Below are 23,448 nucleotides of genomic sequence, written 5' to 3' on the forward strand. Positions count from 1 at the left end.
TTGAAAGACAAATACTCACTTCTCATTTTTTTTATTAAATTGGCGAATTGTGGTATAGTTCTAAACCTTTGAATCCGAAGTTATGAGGGACAGTGGTTCCATGAGCGACATTGCCAGAGAAATCACACCGGTCAATATCGAAGAAGAACTCAAAAGTTCGTATTTGGATTATGCGATGTCCGTTATTGTCGGGCGCGCGCTTCCAGATGTTCGAGATGGACTGAAGCCAGTACACCGCAGAGTACTGTTTGCGATGAATGTATTGGGAAATGATTGGAATAAACCCTATAAAAAATCTGCCCGTATAGTCGGGGAGGTTATCGGTAAATACCATCCACATGGTGATAGCGCTGTTTATGAGACAATCGTTCGTCTTGCTCAGCCTTTTTCTATGCGTTATATGCTGGTAGATGGTCAGGGGAACTTTGGTTCAGTTGACGGAGATTCCGCAGCTGCAATGCGTTATACGGAAATCCGTATGGCGAAAATTGCCCATGAAATGTTAGCGGATCTTGAAAAAGAGACCGTTGATTTCGTCCCAAACTATGATGGTACAGAGCAAATCCCTGAAGTTATGCCTACGAAAATCCCTAACCTATTGGTTAATGGTTCGTCAGGTATTGCTGTTGGGATGGCAACGAACATTCCTCCACACAACCTAGGGGAAGTGATCAGCGGTTGCCTTGCTTATATAGATGATGAAGATATTAGCATTGAAGGTCTGATGGAGCACATCCCAGGGCCTGATTTCCCGACTGCCGCTATCATTAATGGTCGCCGTGGAATTATCGATGCGTACCGTACTGGCCGTGGTAAGGTCTATATTCGTGCGCGTGCTGAGGTCGAAGTTGACGAAAAAAATGGCCGCGAAACGATTATTGTCAGCGAAATTCCTTATCAGGTAAACAAAGCTCGTCTTATTGAGAAAATAGCTGAACTCGTTAAAGAAAAACGTGTTGAAGGAATTAGTGCATTACGCGATGAGTCTGATAAAGACGGCATGCGTATCGTGATTGAAGTGAAACGTGATGCGGTAGGAGAGGTTGTCCTTAACAATCTTTACTCGCTGACTCAGCTTCAAGTCTCGTTCGGCATTAATATGGTAGCCTTGCATCAAGGCCAACCAAAAATCCTTAATTTAAAAGATATTATTGCTGCGTTCGTTCGCCACCGCCGTGAAGTGGTGACTCGCCGCACTATTTTTGAATTGCGTAAAGCACGTGAACGAGCACATATTCTTGAAGCATTAGCCGTTGCATTAGCTAACATTGATCCTATTATCGAGTTAATTCGTCGTGCACCGACGCCAGCAGAAGCGAAGGCAGGGTTGATCGCACGCCCTTGGGATCTTGGTAATGTGGCAGCGATGCTTGAGCGTGCCGGTGATGATGCAGCACGCCCAGAATGGCTTGAAGAACAATATGGCGTACACGACGGTCAATACTATCTGACTGAGCAACAAGCCCAAGCGATTTTGGATTTGCGTCTGCAAAAACTGACCGGGCTTGAGCATGAGAAACTGCTGGAAGAATACCGTGATCTTCTGAAGCAAATCGAAGAACTGTTGTATATCCTACGTAGCCCTGAGCGTTTAATGGAAGTTATTCGCGAAGAGTTAGAAGCTATCCGTGAACTGTATAATGATGCTCGTCGTACTGAGATCACCGAAAATACAGCGGATATCAACATTGAAGATTTGATTAGCCAAGAAGATGTGGTGGTAACACTGTCTCACCAAGGCTATGTGAAATATCAACCACTGTCTGATTACGAAGCGCAACGCCGTGGCGGTAAAGGTAAATCGGCAGCACGCATTAAAGAAGAAGACTTTATTGAGCGCTTGCTGGTGGCGAATACCCACGACACCATCCTATGCTTCTCTAGCCGTGGTCGCCTATATTGGATGAAAGTTTACCAATTACCAGAGGCCAGCCGTGGAGCACGGGGTCGTCCAATTGTGAACTTGTTGCCACTTGAACAAGATGAGCGTATTACCGCTATCTTGCCAGTTCGTGAATACGAAGAAGGCTACTATGTCTTTATGGCAACGGCGAGTGGTACGGTGAAGAAAACGGCATTGCAAGACTTTAGCCGCCCAAGAAGTGCCGGTATTATTGCCGTTAACCTCAATGAAGGCGATGAATTGATTGGTGTTGATTTAACCAATGGTTCAAATGAAGTCATGCTGTTCTCTGCTCAAGGTAAGGTTGTCCGTTTTGCCGAAGATGCGGTTCGCCCGATGGGACGTACTGCAACTGGGGTACGTGGTATTCGTCTAGCCGATGAAGACAAAGTGGTTTCACTGATTATCCCTCGCGGCGAAGGCCATATCTTAACTGTGACTGAAAACGGTTATGGTAAACGTACGGCTGAGCAAGAGTACCCAACGAAATCGCGGGCAACTCAAGGTGTGATCTCAATTAAAGTCAGTGAGCGTAATGGTAATGTGGTTGGGGCTATCCAAGTGGATGAAACCGATCAGATTATGATGATTACGAATGCTGGTACTTTAGTGCGTACACGCGTTTCGGAAGTTAGTGTTGTTGGCCGTAATACACAAGGTGTGACGCTGATTAGAACAGCGGAAGAAGAAAAAGTTGTTGGTTTACAACGTGTCGCTGAAACAGAGGAAGATGAAAACTCTGATGAAGCAGGTGCAGAGGATATACCTAGCACAGACATGGGAACCAATACGCCTGAATAAATGTATGGGTCATTGATTCGACGGGCGGTTTACCGCCCGTTTTGCTATCTAACCATCCAGTTTAACAACTATCGCTTTTTACAACTTTTATCGAGTATACTCAGTCACAGTAACATAGCCTGTGTAGGATAGATCTTGAGATATTTACCGTCATTTAGAACATCATTACGATTATCCCGTGATTTATTCCGTATCCTCGGCTTAATGCTATGGGGAATGGGGGTTTTTATTACCTTATTCTTCCTTTATACCCAATTTAATGAAAGCAAGTCAGATATACGCCAGCAGTTTTATTCAGGGTTTGAAAATATGCAGGCGTTCATTTTGCAAACCGGTACCACATTGCGCTCTATCCAGTTTATGACTGAACAACATGAAGAGCGACTGGAAAATGAACCAAATTACGTCACATTACCTGCCACTGGTTCCTATAGCCTGTACCCATTATCACCCGAGGCGGATTGTACCTATTTTAAAAATAGAACCAGTGATTACCTAAACGCATTCGAACAACTCATTTATTTTTGGAAAGACAGTATTGCTGCTCCGCAAGGGTTAAATCATGTCTTTGTAATAGGTTCTAAAAGTTACTGCATGATGGATTTTCCAATCCGTACGACCGTATCTGACATTGAGATCTTAAAAAAGGTTGGCTACGAAAATATACGTTCCTATCAAAGCCTAAGATTACAAGGGCAAGAGCGTAACTTATATACGATTGTTCATGGTGCTCAAACCGATTCAGGGCAGTTGTATCTGATCCAACCTATTTATGTGAGTAGCCTTCTGTATGGGTTTATTGGTTTAGAGAGAACAATCAGCTTAAATCAATTTATACAACGTTCGAATAAATCCTTTGAAGTGGTCGTCCTTAATTCGTATAACCAACCGGTTTTATATTACCCAACGGACTTGAATCCTAAAAATTCCAATTTACTCTCTATTTCTGAGCCTAGTTTTTTTGGCTTTAGCTCCGATTATTCAAAACTGATTTTTAAAAAGCGCTTATCGCCATCATTAATGACAGTGGTGTATGCTGTTCCCACCAGCGAGATATTTGCAGAGCATAGAGCGTCCATTTTTTATAGTATCGTTATTAATATCACCTCTGGCTGCCTGATCTTTTTCCTCATTTGGTTGTTAGAGCGCAAAATGCTAGTGCCAGCCGCGAATACCGCTATTCGCCTTGAAGAGCATGAACAGTTTAACCATAAAATTGTAGCATCGGCGCCTGTCGGCATCATCATTCTAAGGTTAAGTGATGGTGGCAACATTCTGAGTAATGAATTAGCTCACGATTATTTCCGCTTATTAAGTGAAGATGATAAACAGCGCATACTGACAATTATTCGCCAAAAATCGAGTAATTACATTGATGTTGTGACTAGTAGTAGTACGCATCTACAAATAAGCTTTGTTAATTCGCGTTATCAAAACGAAGATGTTGCTATATGCGTACTGATTGATATTAGTATCCGTGTTCAGATGGAGAAATCCTTACAAGATGTGGCTGATGCTGCGGAACAGGCTAACCATGCTAAATCCATGTTCTTGGCAACGGTGAGTCATGAATTACGTACGCCACTATATGGTATCATCGGTAATATTGAATTATTACAGCGGCTTGAGTTATCCGATAAAGCGAATCGTCTTGTAACCACGATGGATAATTCATCCTCACTGTTGCTGCAAATTATCAGTGATATATTGGATTTTTCAAAAATTGAATCTAATCAACTAAACATTGAATATAAACTATTTAATTGCCGCGATGTTTTTGCTTTTGTCTTAGCTAACTACTTGCCTTTAGTCGCGAAAAAACAGATAGCGCTTTATTCCTTTATTGAACCTAATGTGCCTGATTTGCTATTGAGTGATGCGGTAAGGCTACAGCAGGTGATATCGAATATCATCAATAATAGTATTAAATTCACAGATTCTGGTTTTGTCTTTTTCTATGTTTGGCGTGACGAAAACTATTTAAAGATTGAAATTAAAGACTCAGGGATAGGCATGCCGCAAGCGGTTGTGTTACAACTTTTTGATCCCTTCTTCCAAGTGCATGACCAAAATAATTTGGAGCATAAAGGTACAGGTTTAGGGTTAGCAATCTGTGAAAAGTTGATTAACTTGATGGATGGAGATATTGAAGTTAATTCGCAAATAGGCTTGGGTAGCTCCTTTATTATCCGTATCCCACTTTATGGCCAAAAGTATACCGAACATACTATTCCGGAATACCGCTTTCATTATCGGATAGCGATTATTTGCCGGAACCAATGTCTTTCTAGCTTTTTAACCAGACTACTTAGACATAACCATTTTGTTGTCTGTGTTGATAAAGAAATTGATAAGGCAGAAAGTTATGATTTATTGATCACCGATAACCAAGACTCTCATGAGTTAAAGAGTAAAAAAGTACTTCATCTGTGTAATCTATATGTTGGTGATTTGCGTGAAGAGTCGCCTAACAAATGGTTATATAACACTTATCAGAATGAAAAGTTACCATCAATCATCGATAAATTTATTTCGAAATCACGAGGTGAGCAGGCTGCAAAAGAAGAGAGCAATAAAGCAAACTCCCTTGAGATAGATGGTTCACTGAGTTCATACCAAGTATTAATTGTTGATGATCATCCAATCAATAGGGTGATGTTAAGCGATCAAATATCCAATATTGGTTTTAGCACTTGTACTGCCGTTGATGGTATTGATGCACTGAAATATCTAGAAAACCATACGGTTGATATCGTTTTAACCGATGTGAATATGCCAAATATGGATGGTTATGGGCTGTCTAAAGCGTTACGAAACTTAGGTTCAACAGTTCCAATTATTGCATTAACAGCAAATGCAATGGAGGAGGAGAAGCAACGTTGCCGGGATGCAGGTATGAATGGCTGTCTATCTAAGCCAACCAAAATCACAACCTTGAAAGAAACCTTATTGAAATTCGTGGGTAATAAATAAGCTACCCGGTAAAAGCGTTAAAGAGAAAAACCCGTTTGTATCGGGTTTTTCAGCAATAACATAAAGGTGATTTATCGATTAATCGGTAGATGAGTTATCGATGCTAACAGAAGACAGGTAGTTAAGTAATGCGATATCGTTGTCGACACCGAGTTTCAACATTGCTGATTTCTTTTGGCTACTAATCGTTTTAATACTACGATTCAATTTCTTAGCTATTTCTGTGACCAAAAAGCCTTCTGCAAAGAGGCGTAAAACTTCACTCTCTTTTGGCGATAAGCGCTTATCTCCATAACCACTTGCATTCACTTTCTCAAGTAGCTTACTCACACTCTCAGGGGTAAATTTTTTCCCTTTTTGTAATGCGGCTAAAGCTTTTGGTAGATCAGCAGGCGCGCCTTGTTTTAAAACAATACCTTCAATATCTAGCTCAAGGATTGCACTTAAAATCGCAGGGTTATTGTTCATGGTGAGAACAATGACAGAAAGATCAGGGCAGTGACGTTTAATATATTTGATTAACGTAATACCATCGCCGTATTTATCACCAGGCATTGATAAATCAGTGACTAAGACGTCGGCATTTAAACGCGCTAAGTTATTAATTAAAGACGTTGAATCTTCAAATTCACCAACGATATTGACCCATTCAATCTGTTCGAGTGACTTTCTGATACCGAAAAGAACAATAGGATGATCATCGGCAACAATGACATTTAGGTTATTCATATTATTGGTTACCTTTTGGCATTAGCTTTTCCACTGAAACATCCAGCTCTCTAATGCAATTACTTATTTTTAAGCTATTTCCTTCTGCTATGTAAAGTTCCAAATCTTCACAAAGCTTGTGAAGGAACCTAAAATCTAGCATAGCAAAAACTCCTTTTAAACGGTGTGCTGTGTTTTTCAATTCGGCCAAATCCTCAAGACTTTCACTAGTATACAGTTTATTAATATCTATCGGAACTGTTGTTATAAACAAATCCTTATAATCGCTATTTGATAAAATATTTTGATAAGTTTGAAGTATGCTTTCCATCGATTCATCAGTTGTTGGTGTCGTATCGTGCTGGGAAAGTGGAATTCCGACCACCGACGCCAACTCGTCATCATCGGCTTGTGCATTTTCAATAAGCAAAGATATAGCATCAATCAGCTCATCTGCAAAGTTATAGTTAACTTCTATGTGCTGTGGTGTGATTGAGTTGACACCTGACGTTGTTCCAGAAATTTTTATTATGTTTTTAAACTGATTATCATCATTATCTGTTATCAATAGATCCCAATCCGTATGCGGTGAACTTTCGTGTAAATCTAAAAAGTCTGCACCATAATTAGATAGGATATTTCTGACAATTCGTGATGTATCAATATTGTGAATTGCTAAACGAATATGAATATCTTCGAGTAATGTAGGATAGCTATCGGCAATGATTGCTGATTTTGTAGGTAAAGTTAATTGATAGTGAGAGCCTATTGCAGGGCTGCTTTTAACAGTAAAGCTGCCATTCATCTTTTTACAGATAGCCTTGCATAAATATAGGGTGATCCCTGAGCGGTTAAACCGTGATGCGTTTAATACTTGCCCTGAGAATGGATGCTGAATATTGGCTAACTCCTGGTTTGTCAGGCCCATACCGCTATCTTTAATATCAATAATGATGGTTTTTTTATCTTCCTGATAATTCAGGCTAACGGCAATTTTCCCAAATGCAGTGGTATCAACGGAATACTCTAGGATTAACTGCAATAGATGTTTTAAGTAGGTCGGCTCTAATGAAAATAGAGAATCTGGATTAATATTATTATAGAAGTAGAGCGATAACCCTTTATTTTTAAGGCGGAAAAGGTTTTGTTTTAAGAATTGAGTAAGCAGCAAACTCACTGAGATTTTTTCAGTTTGTAGTTTTCCAGAGGAAGATTCTAAGGAGTTTAATAAGTTAATATTATTAAACCAACGATTAATATGGGTCGTTTGGGCGACTATCGTATCAATAAATTCGTGCTTATCATCTTCAGAAGCTTCAATCAGCCCACCCACCGCTTTATTCAGCTCGGTTAATGAAGGTTGAACTTCATGTTGCATGTTCTCAAACACCACTTTTCTCAGTTGAATATTTTTCTTATATTCGCGATTAGCCATCTCTTGTCGGCGTTGAGTTAATGCCTCTTTATCTTTATCAATAATAATGAAGAGATAAGTATCTTCTAGCATACTGATATTGACGAGGATAACTTCATAAACGTTATTCTCAATCGAGATTTGGATCATATCATGGTTATGGGTCGCCAATTCTTTAATATGGTTGAGATCCATCGAAGGCAATAAGGCGTTTACCACATTATTACTCAGTAATTTTTTATTTGATGTAAAATCATACACTAGAATGCCATAACTAATATTATTGATAATATCGTTATTCAGTGTCTCTTGAAGCTCTAATTGGTGTTGCATGACTGAGTTCGGTGAAATGATCCGGTTACGGATAAAGACGCTTGTAAAGAAGACAAGCAATATCACGACAACCATACAAGTAAGCAGCCATATATTATAGCCAATAACACCGACAATCAGGTCTTTTAACGGTACTCGGTAATAAACTTGATAGTTGCTACCTTCAATATGCTGTGCGAAAACTAAGCTCGTTCCTCGCACCTCAACATTTGTTCCTTTAGCGGTATCATTATTACGTGGCGATAACGAGATATTATCGCCTTTCAGGTTTGTTGGGAGTATCGAGTTGATCGATATATCAAACGAAATCACGCTGGTTAATTGGCCAGGTGAATTAAACATCAGACGATAGGTATAATAATAGATATTCTCAGGTGCCAGCTTTTGTAGGTTAGAAATGATCTCTCTTCTATCTAAGAGTGTCGACTGAGTTAGCATATCTGTACGCTTTTCTTCAGCGGTCATTGTCAGATAGCTCTCTTTATAACGTAACTCGGGCTTTAATATAGAGTGCGTGGTGACCAAGATCAGCGTGTTATCAGTGCCATTGAGGTAATACATCGAGTTATATTCATTTCGCGCCCCCCAGACGATTTCCATGTAGTTAGCTAATTTTGTTGCTAATAAGTTATTTCGCTCACTATCACTCCCAAATAAAATTGCATCAATGGTTTGATTTGTACTGCCTAGCCAGTAAACGTCATGACGAATTTTCGTAATACGGGCAGGGGAGGCCGGTGTCGTATTTAAGTTTGTAGTGGCTGGTTTTTCGTTAACCTGTTTATACATCAAGTTAGCTTGGTAACGATAATCCTCTATTTGGTAGGCCAATTGTTTCGCTATGGTATTCAAGGAGGATTGGCGGCTAAGTAGCCACGAGTGATACGAATTATATAGCGACAGCGAGAGCATCACGACAAGTAGCAGAATAAAGACGTAAAATAGGCGTGAGAGTAAAATGGTTTTTATCAAAGATTGTCTGTACATATTGTGGTGAACTGTCCTGTCGGCAAAAATATATTAATTGACTAAAAATCATACGCCTATGAAAAATTGAGACACCGATTTTGCACAGATATTAGCACTTTTATTATGAAATAGAGAACAATTGAGTGAAGATTAGCCAAACAGAACGAAAAAATCAATTTTTTTACTTTCAGGGGTAGACAAGCTGCGCCGATTCCTCCATAATCGCGCCCCATGGAAGGATGGCCGAGCGGTCGAAGGCAGCGGTCTTGAAAACCGCCGATGGGAAACCATCCTAGAGTTCGAATCTCTATCCTTCCGCCAAATTCGCCGGCTTAGCTCAGTTGGTAGAGCAACTGACTTGTAATCAGTAGGTCACCAGTTCGACTCCGGTAGCCGGCACCAAATAAGAACCCGCTATCTCTCAACCAGATAGCGGGTTTTTTCTTTTTATTTGTGCGCATAATTACAATGCCCTAAGTAGCGGTTGTGCCATATTTGTGTCATCGTGTGACATTAGCTCGTCTATCTTCATTGCATGTTCAGTTAGATGATTCGGCGCTAAATGAGCATACCTTCTCACTGCTGGCGTTAATGTTCCATCCGCTCTATTTTTCGCCTCCTTATGCACAAACACATACCTATGATGGTTCCCAATCTAACTGCGAAGAACCTTGCACGCAGTATCGTTTAACGCGACGCCAATGGCTTTAGCAAATTAACAATGCCACTTCACATACCAATCTTACCCCTTCGGAAGATTGATATCTTATTTCCTCTTCTTACACACTTTCAGTGTTATTGTGCATGCTGTCATTCAAAGCTTCAATACAGTTTGCTCTAGCAAATGGCCAAGGTGGCTTTTTCTTTTTTGGGTCTTTGCGAGACCCGCTTATCCATCCAGTATTAATCCATTTTTTAGTGTGGAGTACTCACGTATTCAGAAAAAGTTATTGTACTTGAACACACTAATAAAGAACTGAACAACAAAGTTGAATGCATGTCAAACCTGTTCAAAGAAGGCATGACACCAACACAATTCTGTAAAATGCTTAATGGCGTAAATACTCAACAGGTTCAAATGTGGCTAGCAGAACGCAGCTGGTTATATCACGAGACCAAATCAGGTAAAAATGTTCTCTGGCGCGTTGCTTCATATGCTTGTGATAAATACATGACTGAAAATCAGAGTGAAATTAATCCTCACGGTCATGAGCCATTCATCAAATATCAGCCTGTATCATTGAAGAAAGGTGCTAAACGTCTTTATGAGCTTTATCTTGCAGGTGAGTTACCAATGAAAAAGAATTGGAATGGATTAGTTATTCACGATAAAGAATACAAAGCCGTAGCCTAACCACACATAGCCCAAGGATGGGCTTGCAATCCAGATCACATATTACGCTTCTTAACTGAGGTCTTTTGCTTTGTTTTGTTCTTTACGTTAGTTACCATGGCTTAAAACAAGTAGGGGGTAACGTGAATAAAATCTTATTAAGCACTTTTTTTGTATTGGGTTCATTGCTATCAGTTCCTGCAAATGCAACTGTACTAGCACCTGAAGGTACAGGTGTTGGTGGCGTTTATGAAATGGAAGAAATGAAAAAGCTGATATGTGACGATCAGAATGATAAACAAAAATGTGAAAGGTTTGTATACATAGCAATGACAGGGGCATATACCTATGGAAAAGTAGCTGCGTCATGCGAAGAATGGATGAGAAATGGAGGTATCCCTAATGGGTTTGAAAGTCGCTGTGAGCATGTGAGTAAATTAGATGATTATTTTGATAAAGACCTGGAGTAACTCCACTAAGAATAAATAACGATTTGCTCCCCATTGCACTATATAACATATAGGCTATGGTGAAAGGCTCCTCTAAGTTGATGTGGGGATAGGAATGAAGCGCATCTTATTAGGTTTGACAGTATCTAGATTATTGAGTGGCTGCGTCACTGTGCCATATTCAACTGGGCAAACTGCAATAAAATGGCTTTATCGAACGTTTTAATGGCTCGTTCCATCGTGAATTTTTAAATGCGTATTTATTTGAATCATTGAGTCAAGTTAGAGAATTAGCGTGGTATTGGCAGCAAGATTATAACCAAAACCGAACGCACGAAAGTTTAAATCACCTCCCTCCGGAGGCCTATCGTAAACAGTTAGAAAACTTTAATTTAGTGTGTCTCAATTAATGTGGAGTGGACATACCCGCACAAGAAAATGCAAAAGTTACCAATAGTACAATGTTAAATTTAGGGTTTGTTATACACGCATCTGAAATTCTTGGCTTTAGTGAGATAGTAAAGAAAATTACAATACCAAATTGGCAGCCACAAAATGGCGTTTTTGGTGAAAAGAAAAAACTCTCTCCACATAGAAACAGCCTTTGCGATTGTAATAATGGATATAAAATATAAACACTGTCATGGTAAAATCAAATGAACCCACTTCGGTGGGTTTTTTATTGCCTTAAATGAGGTGTTGCCCTAATATTCATTGGACTTAAGCTAAACTTATTGAGGCAATGGAATGAAAAAATTACTAGCGTGTTTTTTGAGCATATCGATTTTAAGCTCTACGGGATGTTTAACAAAAAACTTTTGGGAAGATAACCCAACAGTCGAAACCAAATCACAAAATGTTGTTAAGTTAACAGATAAAATAATTGCCAGTTTTGAATATAAAAATATTAAAATTGAAAGTAAAACAACAAAAAACGATATAAATGATATCAAATTTCCGGATTCTGGATTCGGTTTTATAGGAGAAAAGTACGCCTATTTATTAACCAGTGGCTCTTCTGAATTAATGGAGTTAAATGAATTAGTGAAAATAATCCCATTAACTGCATTTGATAATCCCAAGGGAATAATTCGAATTAAAATACTTCCCAATAGCAACAGTCAATCACCGATCGAATTTATGCAGAATTACTTTGTATACACTGATCCCAAATTTCAATTTACTGACGCACAAATAAAGGCCTTAGAGCAGGCAGGCTTTAAGAATAGGGCACAAGGAAATGATAAATCATCTTGGGTAAGAACTGTGCCAATTAAAGGGTATATTATTGATAGGAATGATATAAGCTTACCAGTAACTTCCAATGCAAAACTAAATGAATTATATACTGTTGAACTGTATGCTTCCGAAGAACAGAAATCATTTAATGCAGGTAATTTGATTGCAAAGATAATAGCTACACCATTTACCGTTGTAGCAGATGTAGTCATCACACCTCCTCTTGCTATTTTTGTTTTGATTGCATTTAGTAAGTAATTTTCTGAATAGCAAGTGAATTGGTAGCTCAAGCACTAGTGAATAACCTGCTCCGGCAGGTTTTTTGTACCTAATTGTTTGCTTTGTTTTACGCTGCTTTCGGTATAACATCAATTAAATTAATAAAAAACTGAGTGTGAGGATGGGATGATGAAAAAGTCAATAATTGCAATTGTTTTATCTTGTATTGGTTTTAGCGTTTATGCAGGAACATCTTATACAAAGGAGGAATTAAATAAACTTGTAGATTCAGGCAATCCGCCAAAAGAAAAATATGAGCAAATACTTGGAACTGACACTATGCCATTTTCGCCATGCAAATCAGATGTCAATAAGATGTATAATCAATTAATTGGTGAATATCCCGTTAAAGTAATTCAGAATAGCCCAGACTCATATGTGGTAAAAATGTGGGCAAATGATGGATTTGTGGTAGCTAAATGTGCCAATGGTCAAAAAATAGTTTCAGGGGCAGAGTACGAATAATGGAAAAATATTCGTGGCAGCTGCTCTGATTGCATTATTGGTAGGCTGCGGCAGAAAACCAGATGCTCCGTTCGGCTTGAAATGAAGAGTAGATAGCGTGAGTTTTGTTAAAGATGGTGACTGTGAGAAAAAAGCTGGAATGACAACTCTTGGTAATGGAAAGCTATTTAATGATCTGTCCTATTACAGCACATTAAGATTTGATAAAAATGGATTGTTTGAGGTGTAGTCGATATTTGTTGGCGACTAAGAGCCTATCTCAATAGGGATTAATTACCGCATAAAAAATATATTATCACTGTAACCAAAACCTTATACAGCCTGACTTTTAAACATCGATATGGCTGGGTAAGGTGATGAATTTACCTCCTATTGAGATAGGCTCTAAGGCTCTATAAATAAATTTGTGTATTTAAATAATGAAAAAAATATTCTCTTTGATTGTTATGCTATGCGCTCTTTTCTGTATCACCAGTGTCAGTATGGCTGGTGAAAATGAAACAGCGGAAAAAAAGACAAAAATTGACGTGCTCCCGCAACCATACTCAACAAGTGATTTATATGGCTATTGGTTTGATACAAATAATACACCCGAAGTAAGAATTCTTAAACTGATGATCCTAGCTCCGAATGGTGTTGCGAGAGATGCATTGCTGATTGAACTAGGTGATAATGTAGAAGAAATCAAACAAGAATCTTTGTGGAAATTTGACCCGAATTCTAGCGTGTTAACGCAAAAAGTGACCAAAATGACTTATACAATCAATGGAAAAATAGAACCAATAGATTTTGGTGAGGTCGAGCCTGTAAAAGTATCTGTGACAATTAAAAAAAGAGGTGATGATATTTTTATGAATACTGTTTCTGATGATGGCACTGTAGAAACTTACCAAAAAATAACAAAAGAAATGAAAGATAAAATTCACCAGAAAGCGAAAGAAAATGCTAGAAAATAAATTACACATCAATACCTAGCTGAATATTCACCATTTTCCTCGAGATTATCTGGCGTGTGTAATTGACAACGTTATTCATGACCATTGTCTTTTGGTGGCATATCCTCTTGGTCGTAATTTTTAGGAACTGATGGACTTATTATGGTGTAATCAGATTTTTGCATTATGATAAGTTTAAATTAATGTTCTGATAATCTGATTTGGCTGTGTAAAAACGAAGAGCAGACAAATATCATCATGCCTGCTATTTAGTAAAGTAAGTCCTCATGCACCAAGGTGATGACTCACAATCACCAGCATTGATATATATTATGAGATCATAAAACGAGGCGATGTAAAAGGATAACGCTGGTGCGATAATAATTAAATAAATCATCCCTACTTTTGTTAATTGCTTCCTTTGTGTCGAAAAAATACCAACAAAAGCAATTAAAGATAATAAAGCTTGAAGAAATCTTGAAGTCGCAAAGAGATAAAGCATTGTATCTATTCGATATATGCCCTGAGCTGTTGGGTATTTTTCAAAAATAAATTGAATAGATGCAGTTCCAACATACCAAATTATAATGAATAAAAGATGAATTGAATATTCACCTTGAACAAGTTTTTTTAATGAACCCATAAAATTTTCTTTTACCATCAAACCTTAAGTTAAATTAAAACATATAGGGGGGTAAATGTCACTAAAGACTCATTAGCTGGGTAATAAAAGCCCAACAAGACACCATCAAAGCAATGCAAAGCCTATTTATAGACTCAAGCATAAAGATTTCAATGGGGTTAAACTATTTTTGTTCCCCTTTTAAATTGAGGGCACTGTATAAATTTGAGAATTTAGAGCCTATATAATCTTTATAGAAATAACATAGTCAAATAGGTGATACTCTATTCCTAGGGCATTGCCAGATTAATGCCGGCAGACAGTATTAAATTATAGCCTGTCATTGAAACAGGCTTTTAGTACTTTCTTCATATATCTGATAATTAATAATGTCAGGTAGGGCGACCATACACCAATTTATCATCGCGATTATTAAACAGATAATTTGAACACTTAACAACAGGATAACAACGACACGCCAAATCGTCACTTTGCTTTTTAACATGTGAAAAACGCCCGTTATAATGGCGATAGAATACGATGTTTTAAATATGAATAGAAAAAAGATAAGAAAAAGCTGTGTTTTGATTGGAATAGCATCACTACTTTTCATTAGTAAAAATACGGCGGAGCTGCATAGCTCTAAAAATAGCCAAAAACCCCAAACTGTAACAGCGAGAGAATACTTCCCTGTAACAACCCTTTTTAATACGCTCATTGATACTTCCTTTTAAGTAAACCCCCCTAGTAGCTTATTAGTTACCATATCTAATAGGCGGATGAAATATTATTTGGTTTTTGTCCAATCTCTTACATAGGTTTTATTGAGTAAGCCGGTTAAAAGTGAAGAGGGTTGATGTTGCCGCCTACCTTTTCTTACACGATGAGTGTATGTGAGCGAATTTTTAGCGTCATTGTTAGGCTTTAATAAAAGATCAAAAGCATCATCGATAGTAATACCTTTATTTTGGGCTAGGTATTTTGCTTGTAATCTTAATAGATTTTTTCTTGTCTTTACTACTATCGGGTTCATATGATCACTCCATTTTATATCTATATAATTTACCCGATATTTTTTGCGAAGGAAATATATTCCACTTAAGGATAAGTGGGTTTATTGAAAAAGTCATGATAATAGGCTGTGAAAAGTATAAAAACATATAACAACAGAGATAATCTCCTGCATTATTGCAAAGATAAAAACATTATTTCACAGCTAGCATAAAAAGCTAACAATATTAACCCGCTATTAAAAATAGCGAGTTGTTTAAACGATTTTTATATGAAAGATACTGCTGATATGTGTCATATCAGAGAATTTTCTGTAGACTCATCGTCAGCCATGAGTTTATATTTTTCTCTTTGAATCTGCATATAACAAAAATCAGCACGGCGCTCACACCATATTTGGTTACGATAAACACGCGATAATCGATTAGCTTGTGACCATGCTTTGGACGCTTCAAAGTATTTACCTGATCTTTCGAGACGTATCGCGTCACGAGCGACTTTAAGGTAGAGCGGACTATCATTATTTTGATTCACCATAAAAACTCCTAAATATTAAAATAAATCTTTGCGACGAGATAAAATGCAGAGGGTTAATTTTTTAATATACCTTTTGCTATTTTGATGACCTCAGGTAAATGTTCTATGGCGACTTGATTTAATTTTTTTGCTTTAAATTGATTAAGAATTTCCACTGCTTCATTTCGATATCCATTTTTGGCTAATTGCAGTATAAGGCTCTCTGCTTGTGAAAATAGAATATTAGGGTCAACATGAATTGTTTTATCTTCAATTACGTGTTTAGAACTGATAAGGGATAGGACAAATTCACAACGTTCAGCAATGCCATGTAAGTTACCCCAATTTGCTAAAATTTCTATACATAAATTATGAATAGCAATATTCGGCAATTTTGTAACTTGTTCTAAATTTACCAGTGTCATATGTAAAGCTTCGATTTGCCTATGCTGCTCTGTAGTATTTAAATCTAATATTTGATTGATTTTCTTAATATGTGATCCTGTGAGTTGCTCAAAATTGCCTTTATATATTACACATAATGCAATAATTTGTTTTAATGTAAGGCTATTAATATCAATATCTTTTTCTATAGGTGAATCTGTTGCACCTGTGTGAGAGTAAACAAAAGATTGATGTGCATTATTTTCAATATTATCGCTGTTAAAACAGCCTCCCTTAGACTGTAGAATGGCAATTAATTGGCGCATTACCTGTGTGTTTTCTTTAATAATATGTTCTAAATCCATCATAAAACCTCAAATGATTAAGTGAACAAGATGTTTTCACTGAACTTTGATTTTGTCGGTATTACAAGACTAAACACTGGTATTACCGACCCAATACAGTTCACCTGCAAATTCATGTTAGTCGTCTATCCCTTTATTGATGCATCGTTCAATTTTTGTTCTCCTAGGTTGAAGAAGGCTGACTTTATTACAGTATAATTAGTATTACGATGGTTATATTACTATATAAATAGTAAATGTAAACTATGAATGTAGTAATTTATCGGTTGAGTAACCTATTTGCTTGTTTTTAATAGAAAGAAAATTACTATGTTTGATAACGCGTTTTCTTGTTTGCAGAGAAAACGCGTTAAGAGAGGGGTCTAGAGAATTATCTTTTGCGGCGGTAAATGCGGTGCTCAACCATGACACCAATGAGTGAAATTTGATAATCGTGACTGTTCAACGTTGGGTAATCAGGGTTAAGAGGCACTAATTCAAACTCACCAGTACCAATACCTGTAGGCCGATATTTTTTGAATGTTCCTTGGTTCCCGCCATTTTTCGCAAACACAAATTCACCTGGGTTAGGCCAGATCTCGGTATCAATCACTACGATGTCACCTTCTTTAAACTCAGGTGTCATGCTGTCGCCTTCAACCCGTAATGCAAATGCATTCGCGCTGATATCGTCATCAACTAAGATGTATTCGAAATTCCCTTCATAGTCAGTGATCGGGTTGGCATCCTTAAATAACCCAGCTTGGACATAACTTAATAGTGGAATTCGTCGGCTATTGACCTCGGATATTGGCATAATGCTTTTGCCGTTGAGTAGCCATTCAGGATGAGATTGAAGAGCTTTTGCTATCTCTATAATATTTCTTGGTTTTTTGGTTCTACCATTTTCAATGGATTCGATTGATTGCTGACTGATCCCCGCTTTTTCTGCTAACTCAGTCTGGGTTAAGTTTAGTTCTTGCCGGCGTTGCCGGATCCTGCTTGCTAGTGACATGAGGTTAACCTCTTATAAAGAATAAAAATTATTGTTATTAGATATAATACAATTTTTATTGTAATTGACAAACAAAAATATTGGTAGTTTAATACTACTTATATTGTTATTGGTGAGTTGAATATAAAAGCGTCTAAAGCTGAGCTTAAGGTGCAGTATGAGTTGGGTTATTAGTTAAAAACAGTGTAGGAAAGGTAGGTTGCAAATGATGAATAGAAACATACAACAAATTCTTACATATTGGGGTGGTTGGTCATATGGCGATCATTGTGGTGTGATAGGTTGGTCATCTGTCTCCGCTGGTTTTCGTGATTTGGTAACATCAACAAGCAAGAGTAGGCCAATGTGTAGTGATGAAGATGGTTTGGTTATCGATTTATGTGTTGCCAAACTTGGGGTTGTTGGTATGGAGCGTGAACGTAGTTATATTGAAGACTATTATGTTAAAGGTTATTCAAAGCGGGCTATTGGTCGGAAATATAAAGTACGGGAAGGGGAAATACGTGAGAGAATACAAGTTGCCGAAAGTTTTATTTTAGGCTGTTTAGAAACATTAAATATTCAGTTAGATATTGATATTTTATGCGCTCAGCCAGTAATAAAATCAGAACGACGAGTGCGCGCGCAAAACATATATTAACATATTATAATTGAACGTTTTTGACAAATGATAGGCCTCTCTTTAGAGGCTTTTTTTTATTTTAAATAAGCTATTTATCAACGTAAAAGGTTAGAAATAGGGTAGCTAGAAAGCCTTAGTAATAAAATTTGTGCGCGCGCAAAAAAGGAGTTAATCTGCTAATACTGAAAATTTCTAATAACAAACAGTCTCGCTTTAGAGGCTTTTTTTATTTCACATAAGCTGTTCATCAACGTAAAAGGTTAGAAAATAGAATAGCTAGAAAGCCTTAGTAATAAAATTTGTGCGCGCGCAAAAAAGGGGTTAATCTGCTAATACTGAAAATTTCCAATAACAAACAGTCTCGCTTTAGAGGCTTTTTTTTATTTTAAATAAGCTATTCATCAACGTAAAAGGTTAGAAAATAGAATAGCTAGAAAGCCTTAGTAATAAAATTTGTGCGCGCGCAAAAAAGGGGTTAATCTGCTAATACTGAAAATTTCCAATAACAAACAGTCTCGCTTTAGAGGCTTTTTTTATTTTAAATAAGCTGTTCATCAACGTAAAAGGTTAGAAAATAGGGTGGCTATAAAGTCTTAGTAATAAAATTTGTGCGCGCGCAAAAAAGGAATTAATCTGTTAATACTGAGCGTTTTCAATCAGGTCAATTATGAATGAATCCTTAATGAATAGGACTGATGTTTTTTACTGATTAATGAAACTATGTTTATGAAAAGAGTATTTTACTGAATGAAAACTTTATCTCTTTGTTATATGCCTTTTATTTAAAATAATGCCTATCAATTATTCAGTATGGTTCAATAAAGTTATCATGGTAAAAGAAGCTTTTATTAGAACACTTATATAAAGTGAATAGATTTATGCCTGACAAATATGAATGGTGGGAGCCAATTTTGCGTTGGCTACAATATTATCTTCCGCTTATTGGCGGATTTTCTATTGCAACAACGATTGCCTATATTCGTGAACGACGCGAAGGGATGCTTTGGAAACAATCTTTATTGGAAGCGTTGATGTGTGGTTTGCTGAGTGTGGGCACAATCCGGTTTATTGAATGGTGGTTAGCACAAAATGGCAATACCGAGTCTTGGAGCTTATTAGCCGAATTTTGTGGTGTTGTGATCGGTTTTTTAGGAACAAAAAAACTCTATGGCATCTTTGAGATGATCATCCAATTTATTAAAAATCGATTTGGAGTTTAATGATGAATCAATTTTTTCTTAGCCAGCGTAGTGAACAAAACTTACGGGGTGTGCATCCTGATTTAGTCAAAGTGGTGCGCCGAGCGATCAAATTGAGCCGTGTTGATTTCATGGTTATTGAAGGAAAACGCAATGAAGCTCGCCAACGGCAATTAGTGGCTAATGGACAAAGTCAAACGATGAATAGTCGGCACCTAACAGGGCATGCCGTCGACTGCGCTCCATTAATTCACCGTCAAATTCCATGGAATGATTGGTCTAAGTTCGAGCTGGTTGCTCGAGCAATGAAAAAGGCCGCGGCGGAATTAAACGTGGAAATTGAATGGGGAGGTGACTGGGTTAATTTTAAAGACGGGCCACATTTTCAATTGTCATACCGCGCTTACCCTCTATGACATCGCTAACCAAGGTATTTACGGCGACCAGCCTGATCCTAGCTTTTTGGTTGTGGTGGGTAATGCGTGATTATGACAAGTTAAATCGCCAATATATGTCACTGAATCATCAAATGGCAGCGCAACAGGCTTTATTTAATGGGTATTTAAAATTTTCAGCACAACTCAATAAAATTACCAAAAATCATCTTAACCAACGAAATGAGGTGGATCTTAGTTCTGAACAAACCAAAGAAGTTATTAAAAAGAGGCTTTCTGACACTATTTGTGCCACTCATCGTGTGCCTAGTGATGCTACTGTCCAGTTGCACAAACATTCAGAAAGAATACGTTCCACAGCCGCAAATGGCGATCCCAGCTTATTTACTCGATGATTGTTTACCCCCGATTATTCCTCTCGAATTAACTTGGGGTGATTCGCTTCTACTGAATGAAACATTATTAACTATTATCGAACAATGTAATTTAGATAAGCAAGCCATCAGAGTGATTGAACAACAACGCCATACCCTCTTTTTCAAGTAAGCGTTTATTACATCTTTAACTAATTGAATAGCAGATAAAACAACCGACTATCACCGATAGCGCGGAAGATTGTCTATGCCTAATTATTGGGAATTCACATGGAAACAACAACGCTTTCACGGCTCAACCTAGATAAATTGCGCCAAATTATCGTGCTGCTCACACGACTACCGGAAGAACGCGTTCTTGATGGCAGTGTTTATACCGATGTATCGAAATGGGATGACTTTATCACTGTCACGCCATTGGTATCTCATTCTATCGGTACGGAAGTTAAATTCGAAGCAGAAAACAGTAGAGAAGTGGTGACGACGACACGGGAAACCACGGTTTCGATTACCGCACAAGGTAAGCAGGCATTCTTATTGATTGAAGATTTAGCCGCGCAAATGCACACATACCTTGCTTTGCAACAACTTAAAGCTATGGGGGCGGGATTAGTTCACGGATCAGAAATTCAATATTTCCCCGAGGAGGAGCCTGAAGGAAAGCAACAAAGAGCACAGCTCAATTTAACACTATCACATATTCATCGTATCGAATCATCACTGACTTATGGTGAATCGGTCGTTATAACCACGCTAAAGGAACCATTATGAGTTTATCTATTAAAGAGATCATTAATGCACAAATTTTACCCCAAGCGGCAGCCGTACAACGTCGTGATCTAAGTATGATTGCGATTTTTACGTCTGAAATGGGCAATGCGTTTGTTGATGCATCTTCGCGTTATGTATTTGTTTCTAATGAACAAGATGTTGCTAATTTATTTGGTACAAAATCGGCAACCTATAAAGCAGCACAAGCACTGTTTTCTGCGCGCCCTAAATTGAAGCGTGCGATGATCGCGCGTTTTGCGAAAGAGAAACAGACAATTGCCGCAACCGCGAATGCGCTAAAAGGCTCAACGATTTCTGTTGGACTGAATGTATTAAAGGCGATTACTGATGGTGCAATGACTTTGAACCTTGCGGGCTCTGATATTTTACTGTCGGCCCTCGACTTTAGTAAAGCTATTGATTTTTCAGACATTGCAAAAGTTATTAATCAAAAGCTACCTAGTGATGCCAACGTACAAGCGGTGTGGGATGCCATCGGTAAGCGCATGATCATTCAATCGAAAACGGCAGGAGTAGATGCAAAAACGCGTTTCGGTTATGTGAAGCCATCCACTAGCGGTACTTATGTGGGTAATTTACTCAAATTGGAAGAAGGCCAAGCTACGCTAACGGTGGGAGCCGCCGCACAAACTGTTAATGCAGAACTACCTTCCGAAGCCTTGCATAAACTACAAAATGTCTATCAAAACTGGTATGGCGTCTATTTCGCAGACTCTCTCACCGATGAACAGCTTGATGATGCTCATGCATGGGTGACCGCGGCTGACTTAAAAGTTATGGCCTATACCGCGACGCGTGATGAGCAGATTGAGTGGAACAACAGTAACATACTGAAAAAGCTGTTTGATAAAAACAGTGGTCGGTTGATGGTGCAATTCAACAAAACGGGAGATAACCATGCCGGTGCTGAGTTGTTGGCGATTGCTGTTTCAACGGTTTGGCAAGGACAGAACACCGCAAAAACTGTCAAATTTAAGCAACAAACGTCGGTACGCTCTGACGATCGCGTGACTCAAGATGCGGCACAAAAATGCCGTCGTTTGGGGATCAATTTTTATACCGATTATGACGGTATCAATATGTTAGCTGAAGGCACGATGCTCGGCGGCACATTTATTGATGAAGTGATGGGGCTGGATGCGTTTATCGATGCGTGCCAAAAACAAGCCTTCACGACCTTACAAGCAAGCCCTACAAAAATTCCTCAAACCGATAAAGGCCAAGCGATGCTAATTGGCTCCTTGATTGTCATTGGCAACGAATTTAAACGCAATGGCTTCTTAGCAGGGGGGATCTGGCGTGGCAGTGATATTGGCGAGGTGACTTTTGGTGACCGCTTAGATGAAGGTTTCTATTTTTATTCGGATAGCTTTGATGTTCAGTCACAAGCGGATCGAGAAGCACGCAAAATGATGCCGATTATGTGTGCAATTAAGCTCGCGGGTGCGGGTCATTCAGCAGATTTATTAATTCAATTCAACCGCTAAGAGGTCACTATGTCTGTTTATAATCACAAAAGTCTTATGGTTAGTATCAATGGTTATGAAATCACAGCCTTTGATGAATCTGCAGATGCGCTATCAATTGCTCCTGTAGGTGATGATGGTGCTTGGACGTTCGGCGCTAATGGGCGTGGGGTTTATGTTTTTAGTGGTAACCAGTCGGGAATATTAACACTGAAGTTACTGCAACACTCTGCAGATAATCATTTTTTATCGAATCTACGTAATCAAATGCTCAGCAGCCAATCTGCTCCCGCGCCGCTTGAATTGTATATCAAGGATACGTGGAACGGTGATGAGATTGTGGGGCATGTTGGCTTTTTCACAACACCGCCGACGCAAACACGTGGGGCTGGCCATAATGCGCAGTCATGGGTGATCCAATTTGAACGTGTGATCACTAAATTGGGTAAAGGAGCCTTTAACTGATGGAAAAAGATAACATCACTTATGAGCATCGTCATAGCAACTTTATCGAAGCGAAAACCCATGCCATGAAGCTATTGGGGATGCTAAAAGGTTGCATTGCAATGAATGGTGAACAGGTTGATATCGATGTGGGGGGCGTACTTGCCAATATTGGCTCCACAGAAATGCAAGGTATCGAAAAATTCATCTTAAAATGGGTGATAGCAAAAGATGCCGATGGCAATGTTATTCAGCTTGATAAAGTGGATGTGTTTAATACCCATTTTAATACTTATCGTTCCCATTATTATCCACTTATTGTTAATGGCCTAGTCTTTCATTTTGCTGATTTTTTGCCCGATGGAGTCGCATCCAAGGTAAATATGCCCAGTTTGGTCAATCTAACGGCATAACAGATGTAGATTGGTTAAAAATGCTGCCCATTATGGAAGGCAAATATACC

24 protein-coding genes, 2 tRNA genes and 2 pseudogenes are annotated in these 23,448 nt (G+C 38.3%); 19 read left to right on the top strand and 9 right to left on the bottom strand.

Annotated elements, in window-relative coordinates; genetic code table 11:
- Nucleotides 1-100: 100 nt before the first annotated feature.
- Complete coding sequence (gene gyrA / locus M1E93_RS08005; protein WP_426207257.1) at nucleotides 101-2,704, top strand: DNA topoisomerase (ATP-hydrolyzing) subunit A; 2,604 nt, start codon at nucleotides 101-103, stop codon at nucleotides 2,702-2,704.
- Nucleotides 2,705-2,896: 192 nt separating this feature from the next.
- On the top strand, nucleotides 2,897-5,677 hold the full coding sequence (gene rcsC / locus M1E93_RS08010; RefSeq protein ID WP_420372098.1) for a two-component system sensor histidine kinase RcsC: 2,781 nt from the start codon (nucleotides 2,897-2,899) through the stop codon (nucleotides 5,675-5,677).
- A gap of 78 nt (nucleotides 5,678-5,755) precedes the next feature.
- Here rcsC and rcsB read toward each other — a convergent pair whose 3' ends face one another.
- Both rcsB and rcsD read right to left on the bottom strand, forming a co-directional pair.
- Nucleotides 5,756-6,406 (bottom strand): response regulator transcription factor RcsB, encoded by a 651-nt coding sequence (rcsB, locus tag M1E93_RS08015; protein ID WP_426207258.1) that lies wholly within the window; start codon nucleotides 6,404-6,406, stop codon nucleotides 5,756-5,758.
- A gap of 1 nt (nucleotide 6,407) precedes the next feature.
- On the bottom strand, nucleotides 6,408-9,119 hold the full coding sequence (rcsD, locus tag M1E93_RS08020) for a phosphotransferase RcsD (RefSeq protein WP_104873571.1): 2,712 nt from the start codon (nucleotides 9,117-9,119) through the stop codon (nucleotides 6,408-6,410).
- 215 nt (nucleotides 9,120-9,334) lie between these two features.
- Between rcsD and M1E93_RS08025 the strand changes: the two genes are divergently transcribed.
- A tRNA-Ser gene (locus tag M1E93_RS08025) sits at nucleotides 9,335-9,422 on the top strand.
- A 5-nt stretch (nucleotides 9,423-9,427) separates the two neighbouring features.
- Nucleotides 9,428-9,503, top strand: a tRNA-Thr gene (locus M1E93_RS08030).
- A 61-nt stretch (nucleotides 9,504-9,564) separates the two neighbouring features.
- Here the strand turns inward: M1E93_RS08030 and M1E93_RS08035 are convergent.
- Nucleotides 9,565-9,810: pseudogene (locus M1E93_RS08035) on the bottom strand (hypothetical protein); the annotation flags it as partial.
- Between the two features lie 267 nt (nucleotides 9,811-10,077).
- Here M1E93_RS08035 and M1E93_RS08040 point away from each other — a divergent pair.
- From M1E93_RS08040 to M1E93_RS08065, 6 genes and pseudogenes are all read left to right on the top strand, one after another.
- Complete coding sequence (locus tag M1E93_RS08040; RefSeq protein WP_255532014.1) at nucleotides 10,078-10,455, top strand: phage antirepressor KilAC domain-containing protein; 378 nt, start codon at nucleotides 10,078-10,080, stop codon at nucleotides 10,453-10,455.
- Nucleotides 10,456-10,577: 122 nt separating this feature from the next.
- Nucleotides 10,578-10,904 carry a hypothetical protein gene (locus tag M1E93_RS08045; RefSeq protein WP_040133280.1) on the top strand — a complete coding sequence of 109 codons (327 nt, stop codon included), beginning with the start codon at nucleotides 10,578-10,580 and terminating at the stop codon, nucleotides 10,902-10,904.
- A gap of 146 nt (nucleotides 10,905-11,050) precedes the next feature.
- Nucleotides 11,051-11,293: pseudogene (locus tag M1E93_RS08050) on the top strand (integrase core domain-containing protein); the annotation flags it as partial.
- Nucleotides 11,294-11,630: 337 nt separating this feature from the next.
- Entirely contained in the window at nucleotides 11,631-12,380 is a 750-nt protein-coding gene (locus M1E93_RS08055; protein ID WP_014656244.1) for a hypothetical protein, read from the top strand.
- 150 nt (nucleotides 12,381-12,530) lie between these two features.
- The gene (locus M1E93_RS08060; protein ID WP_014656243.1) at nucleotides 12,531-12,866 is read left to right on the top strand and encodes a hypothetical protein; all 336 of its coding nucleotides are present in this window, start codon (nucleotides 12,531-12,533) and stop codon (nucleotides 12,864-12,866) included.
- Nucleotides 12,867-13,348: 482 nt separating this feature from the next.
- Complete coding sequence (locus M1E93_RS08065) at nucleotides 13,349-13,822, top strand: hypothetical protein (protein WP_230084764.1); 474 nt, start codon at nucleotides 13,349-13,351, stop codon at nucleotides 13,820-13,822.
- Nucleotides 13,823-14,066: 244 nt separating this feature from the next.
- Here the strand turns inward: M1E93_RS08065 and M1E93_RS08070 are convergent, their stop codons facing one another.
- The 6 genes from M1E93_RS08070 to M1E93_RS08095 all read right to left on the bottom strand — a co-directional run bounded on the left by M1E93_RS08070 (nucleotide 14,067) and on the right by M1E93_RS08095 (nucleotide 17,693).
- Nucleotides 14,067-14,444 carry a hypothetical protein gene (locus tag M1E93_RS08070; protein WP_225829657.1) on the bottom strand — a complete coding sequence of 126 codons (378 nt, stop codon included), beginning with the start codon at nucleotides 14,442-14,444 and terminating at the stop codon, nucleotides 14,067-14,069.
- A gap of 319 nt (nucleotides 14,445-14,763) precedes the next feature.
- Nucleotides 14,764-15,141: a hypothetical protein gene (locus M1E93_RS08075; protein WP_014656241.1), complete on the bottom strand. Its 378-nt coding sequence runs from the start codon at nucleotides 15,139-15,141 to the stop codon at nucleotides 14,764-14,766.
- A 69-nt stretch (nucleotides 15,142-15,210) separates the two neighbouring features.
- Nucleotides 15,211-15,456, bottom strand: a complete 246-nt coding sequence (locus tag M1E93_RS08080) for a hypothetical protein (RefSeq protein ID WP_104873569.1) — start codon at nucleotides 15,454-15,456, stop codon at nucleotides 15,211-15,213.
- Between the two features lie 272 nt (nucleotides 15,457-15,728).
- Nucleotides 15,729-15,971 (bottom strand): ANR family transcriptional regulator, encoded by a 243-nt coding sequence (locus tag M1E93_RS08085; RefSeq protein WP_004921036.1) that lies wholly within the window; start codon nucleotides 15,969-15,971, stop codon nucleotides 15,729-15,731.
- 53 nt (nucleotides 15,972-16,024) lie between these two features.
- Nucleotides 16,025-16,702, bottom strand: a complete 678-nt coding sequence (locus M1E93_RS08090; RefSeq protein WP_041705003.1) for a hypothetical protein — start codon at nucleotides 16,700-16,702, stop codon at nucleotides 16,025-16,027.
- Between the two features lie 367 nt (nucleotides 16,703-17,069).
- Complete coding sequence (locus M1E93_RS08095; protein ID WP_004921030.1) at nucleotides 17,070-17,693, bottom strand: LexA family protein; 624 nt, start codon at nucleotides 17,691-17,693, stop codon at nucleotides 17,070-17,072.
- Between the two features lie 205 nt (nucleotides 17,694-17,898).
- Between M1E93_RS08095 and M1E93_RS08100 the strand changes: the two genes are divergently transcribed.
- The 9 genes from M1E93_RS08100 to M1E93_RS08140 all read left to right on the top strand — a co-directional run bounded on the left by M1E93_RS08100 (nucleotide 17,899) and on the right by M1E93_RS08140 (nucleotide 23,398).
- Nucleotides 17,899-18,333, top strand: a complete 435-nt coding sequence (locus M1E93_RS08100; protein ID WP_040133276.1) for an antiterminator Q family protein — start codon at nucleotides 17,899-17,901, stop codon at nucleotides 18,331-18,333.
- Between the two features lie 860 nt (nucleotides 18,334-19,193).
- A complete protein-coding gene (locus tag M1E93_RS08105) occupies nucleotides 19,194-19,535 on the top strand; it encodes a phage holin family protein (RefSeq protein ID WP_014656238.1) in 342 nt (113 codons plus the stop codon).
- Complete coding sequence (locus tag M1E93_RS08110) at nucleotides 19,535-19,930, top strand: M15 family metallopeptidase (RefSeq protein WP_004921025.1); 396 nt, start codon at nucleotides 19,535-19,537, stop codon at nucleotides 19,928-19,930. Before M1E93_RS08105 ends, M1E93_RS08110 begins: the two co-directional genes overlap by 1 nt.
- Before the next feature lie 62 nt (nucleotides 19,931-19,992).
- Nucleotides 19,993-20,304, top strand: coding sequence for a hypothetical protein (locus M1E93_RS08115; RefSeq protein ID WP_014656237.1), 312 nt, complete (start codon nucleotides 19,993-19,995; stop codon nucleotides 20,302-20,304).
- On the top strand, nucleotides 20,276-20,455 hold the full coding sequence (lysC, locus tag M1E93_RS08120) for an Rz1-like lysis system protein LysC (protein WP_104873566.1): 180 nt from the start codon (nucleotides 20,276-20,278) through the stop codon (nucleotides 20,453-20,455). The genes M1E93_RS08115 and lysC overlap by 29 nt, the downstream gene beginning before the upstream one ends.
- Nucleotides 20,456-20,553: 98 nt before the next feature.
- Nucleotides 20,554-21,054 carry a phage neck terminator protein gene (locus tag M1E93_RS08125; protein ID WP_014656235.1) on the top strand — a complete coding sequence of 167 codons (501 nt, stop codon included), beginning with the start codon at nucleotides 20,554-20,556 and terminating at the stop codon, nucleotides 21,052-21,054.
- Nucleotides 21,051-22,562 carry a DUF3383 domain-containing protein gene (locus M1E93_RS08130; RefSeq protein WP_040133275.1) on the top strand — a complete coding sequence of 504 codons (1,512 nt, stop codon included), beginning with the start codon at nucleotides 21,051-21,053 and terminating at the stop codon, nucleotides 22,560-22,562. The genes M1E93_RS08125 and M1E93_RS08130 overlap by 4 nt, the downstream gene beginning before the upstream one ends.
- Before the next feature lie 9 nt (nucleotides 22,563-22,571).
- Nucleotides 22,572-23,006, top strand: coding sequence for a phage protein (locus M1E93_RS08135; RefSeq protein ID WP_004921015.1), 435 nt, complete (start codon nucleotides 22,572-22,574; stop codon nucleotides 23,004-23,006).
- Nucleotides 23,006-23,398, top strand: coding sequence for a phage tail assembly chaperone (locus tag M1E93_RS08140; protein WP_004921014.1), 393 nt, complete (start codon nucleotides 23,006-23,008; stop codon nucleotides 23,396-23,398). Before M1E93_RS08135 ends, M1E93_RS08140 begins: the two co-directional genes overlap by 1 nt.
- Nucleotides 23,399-23,448: the final 50 nt, after the last annotated feature.

This window comes from Providencia sp. PROV272 (assembly GCF_049901975.1).
Classification (GTDB): Bacteria; Pseudomonadota; Gammaproteobacteria; order Enterobacterales; family Enterobacteriaceae; genus Providencia; species Providencia stuartii.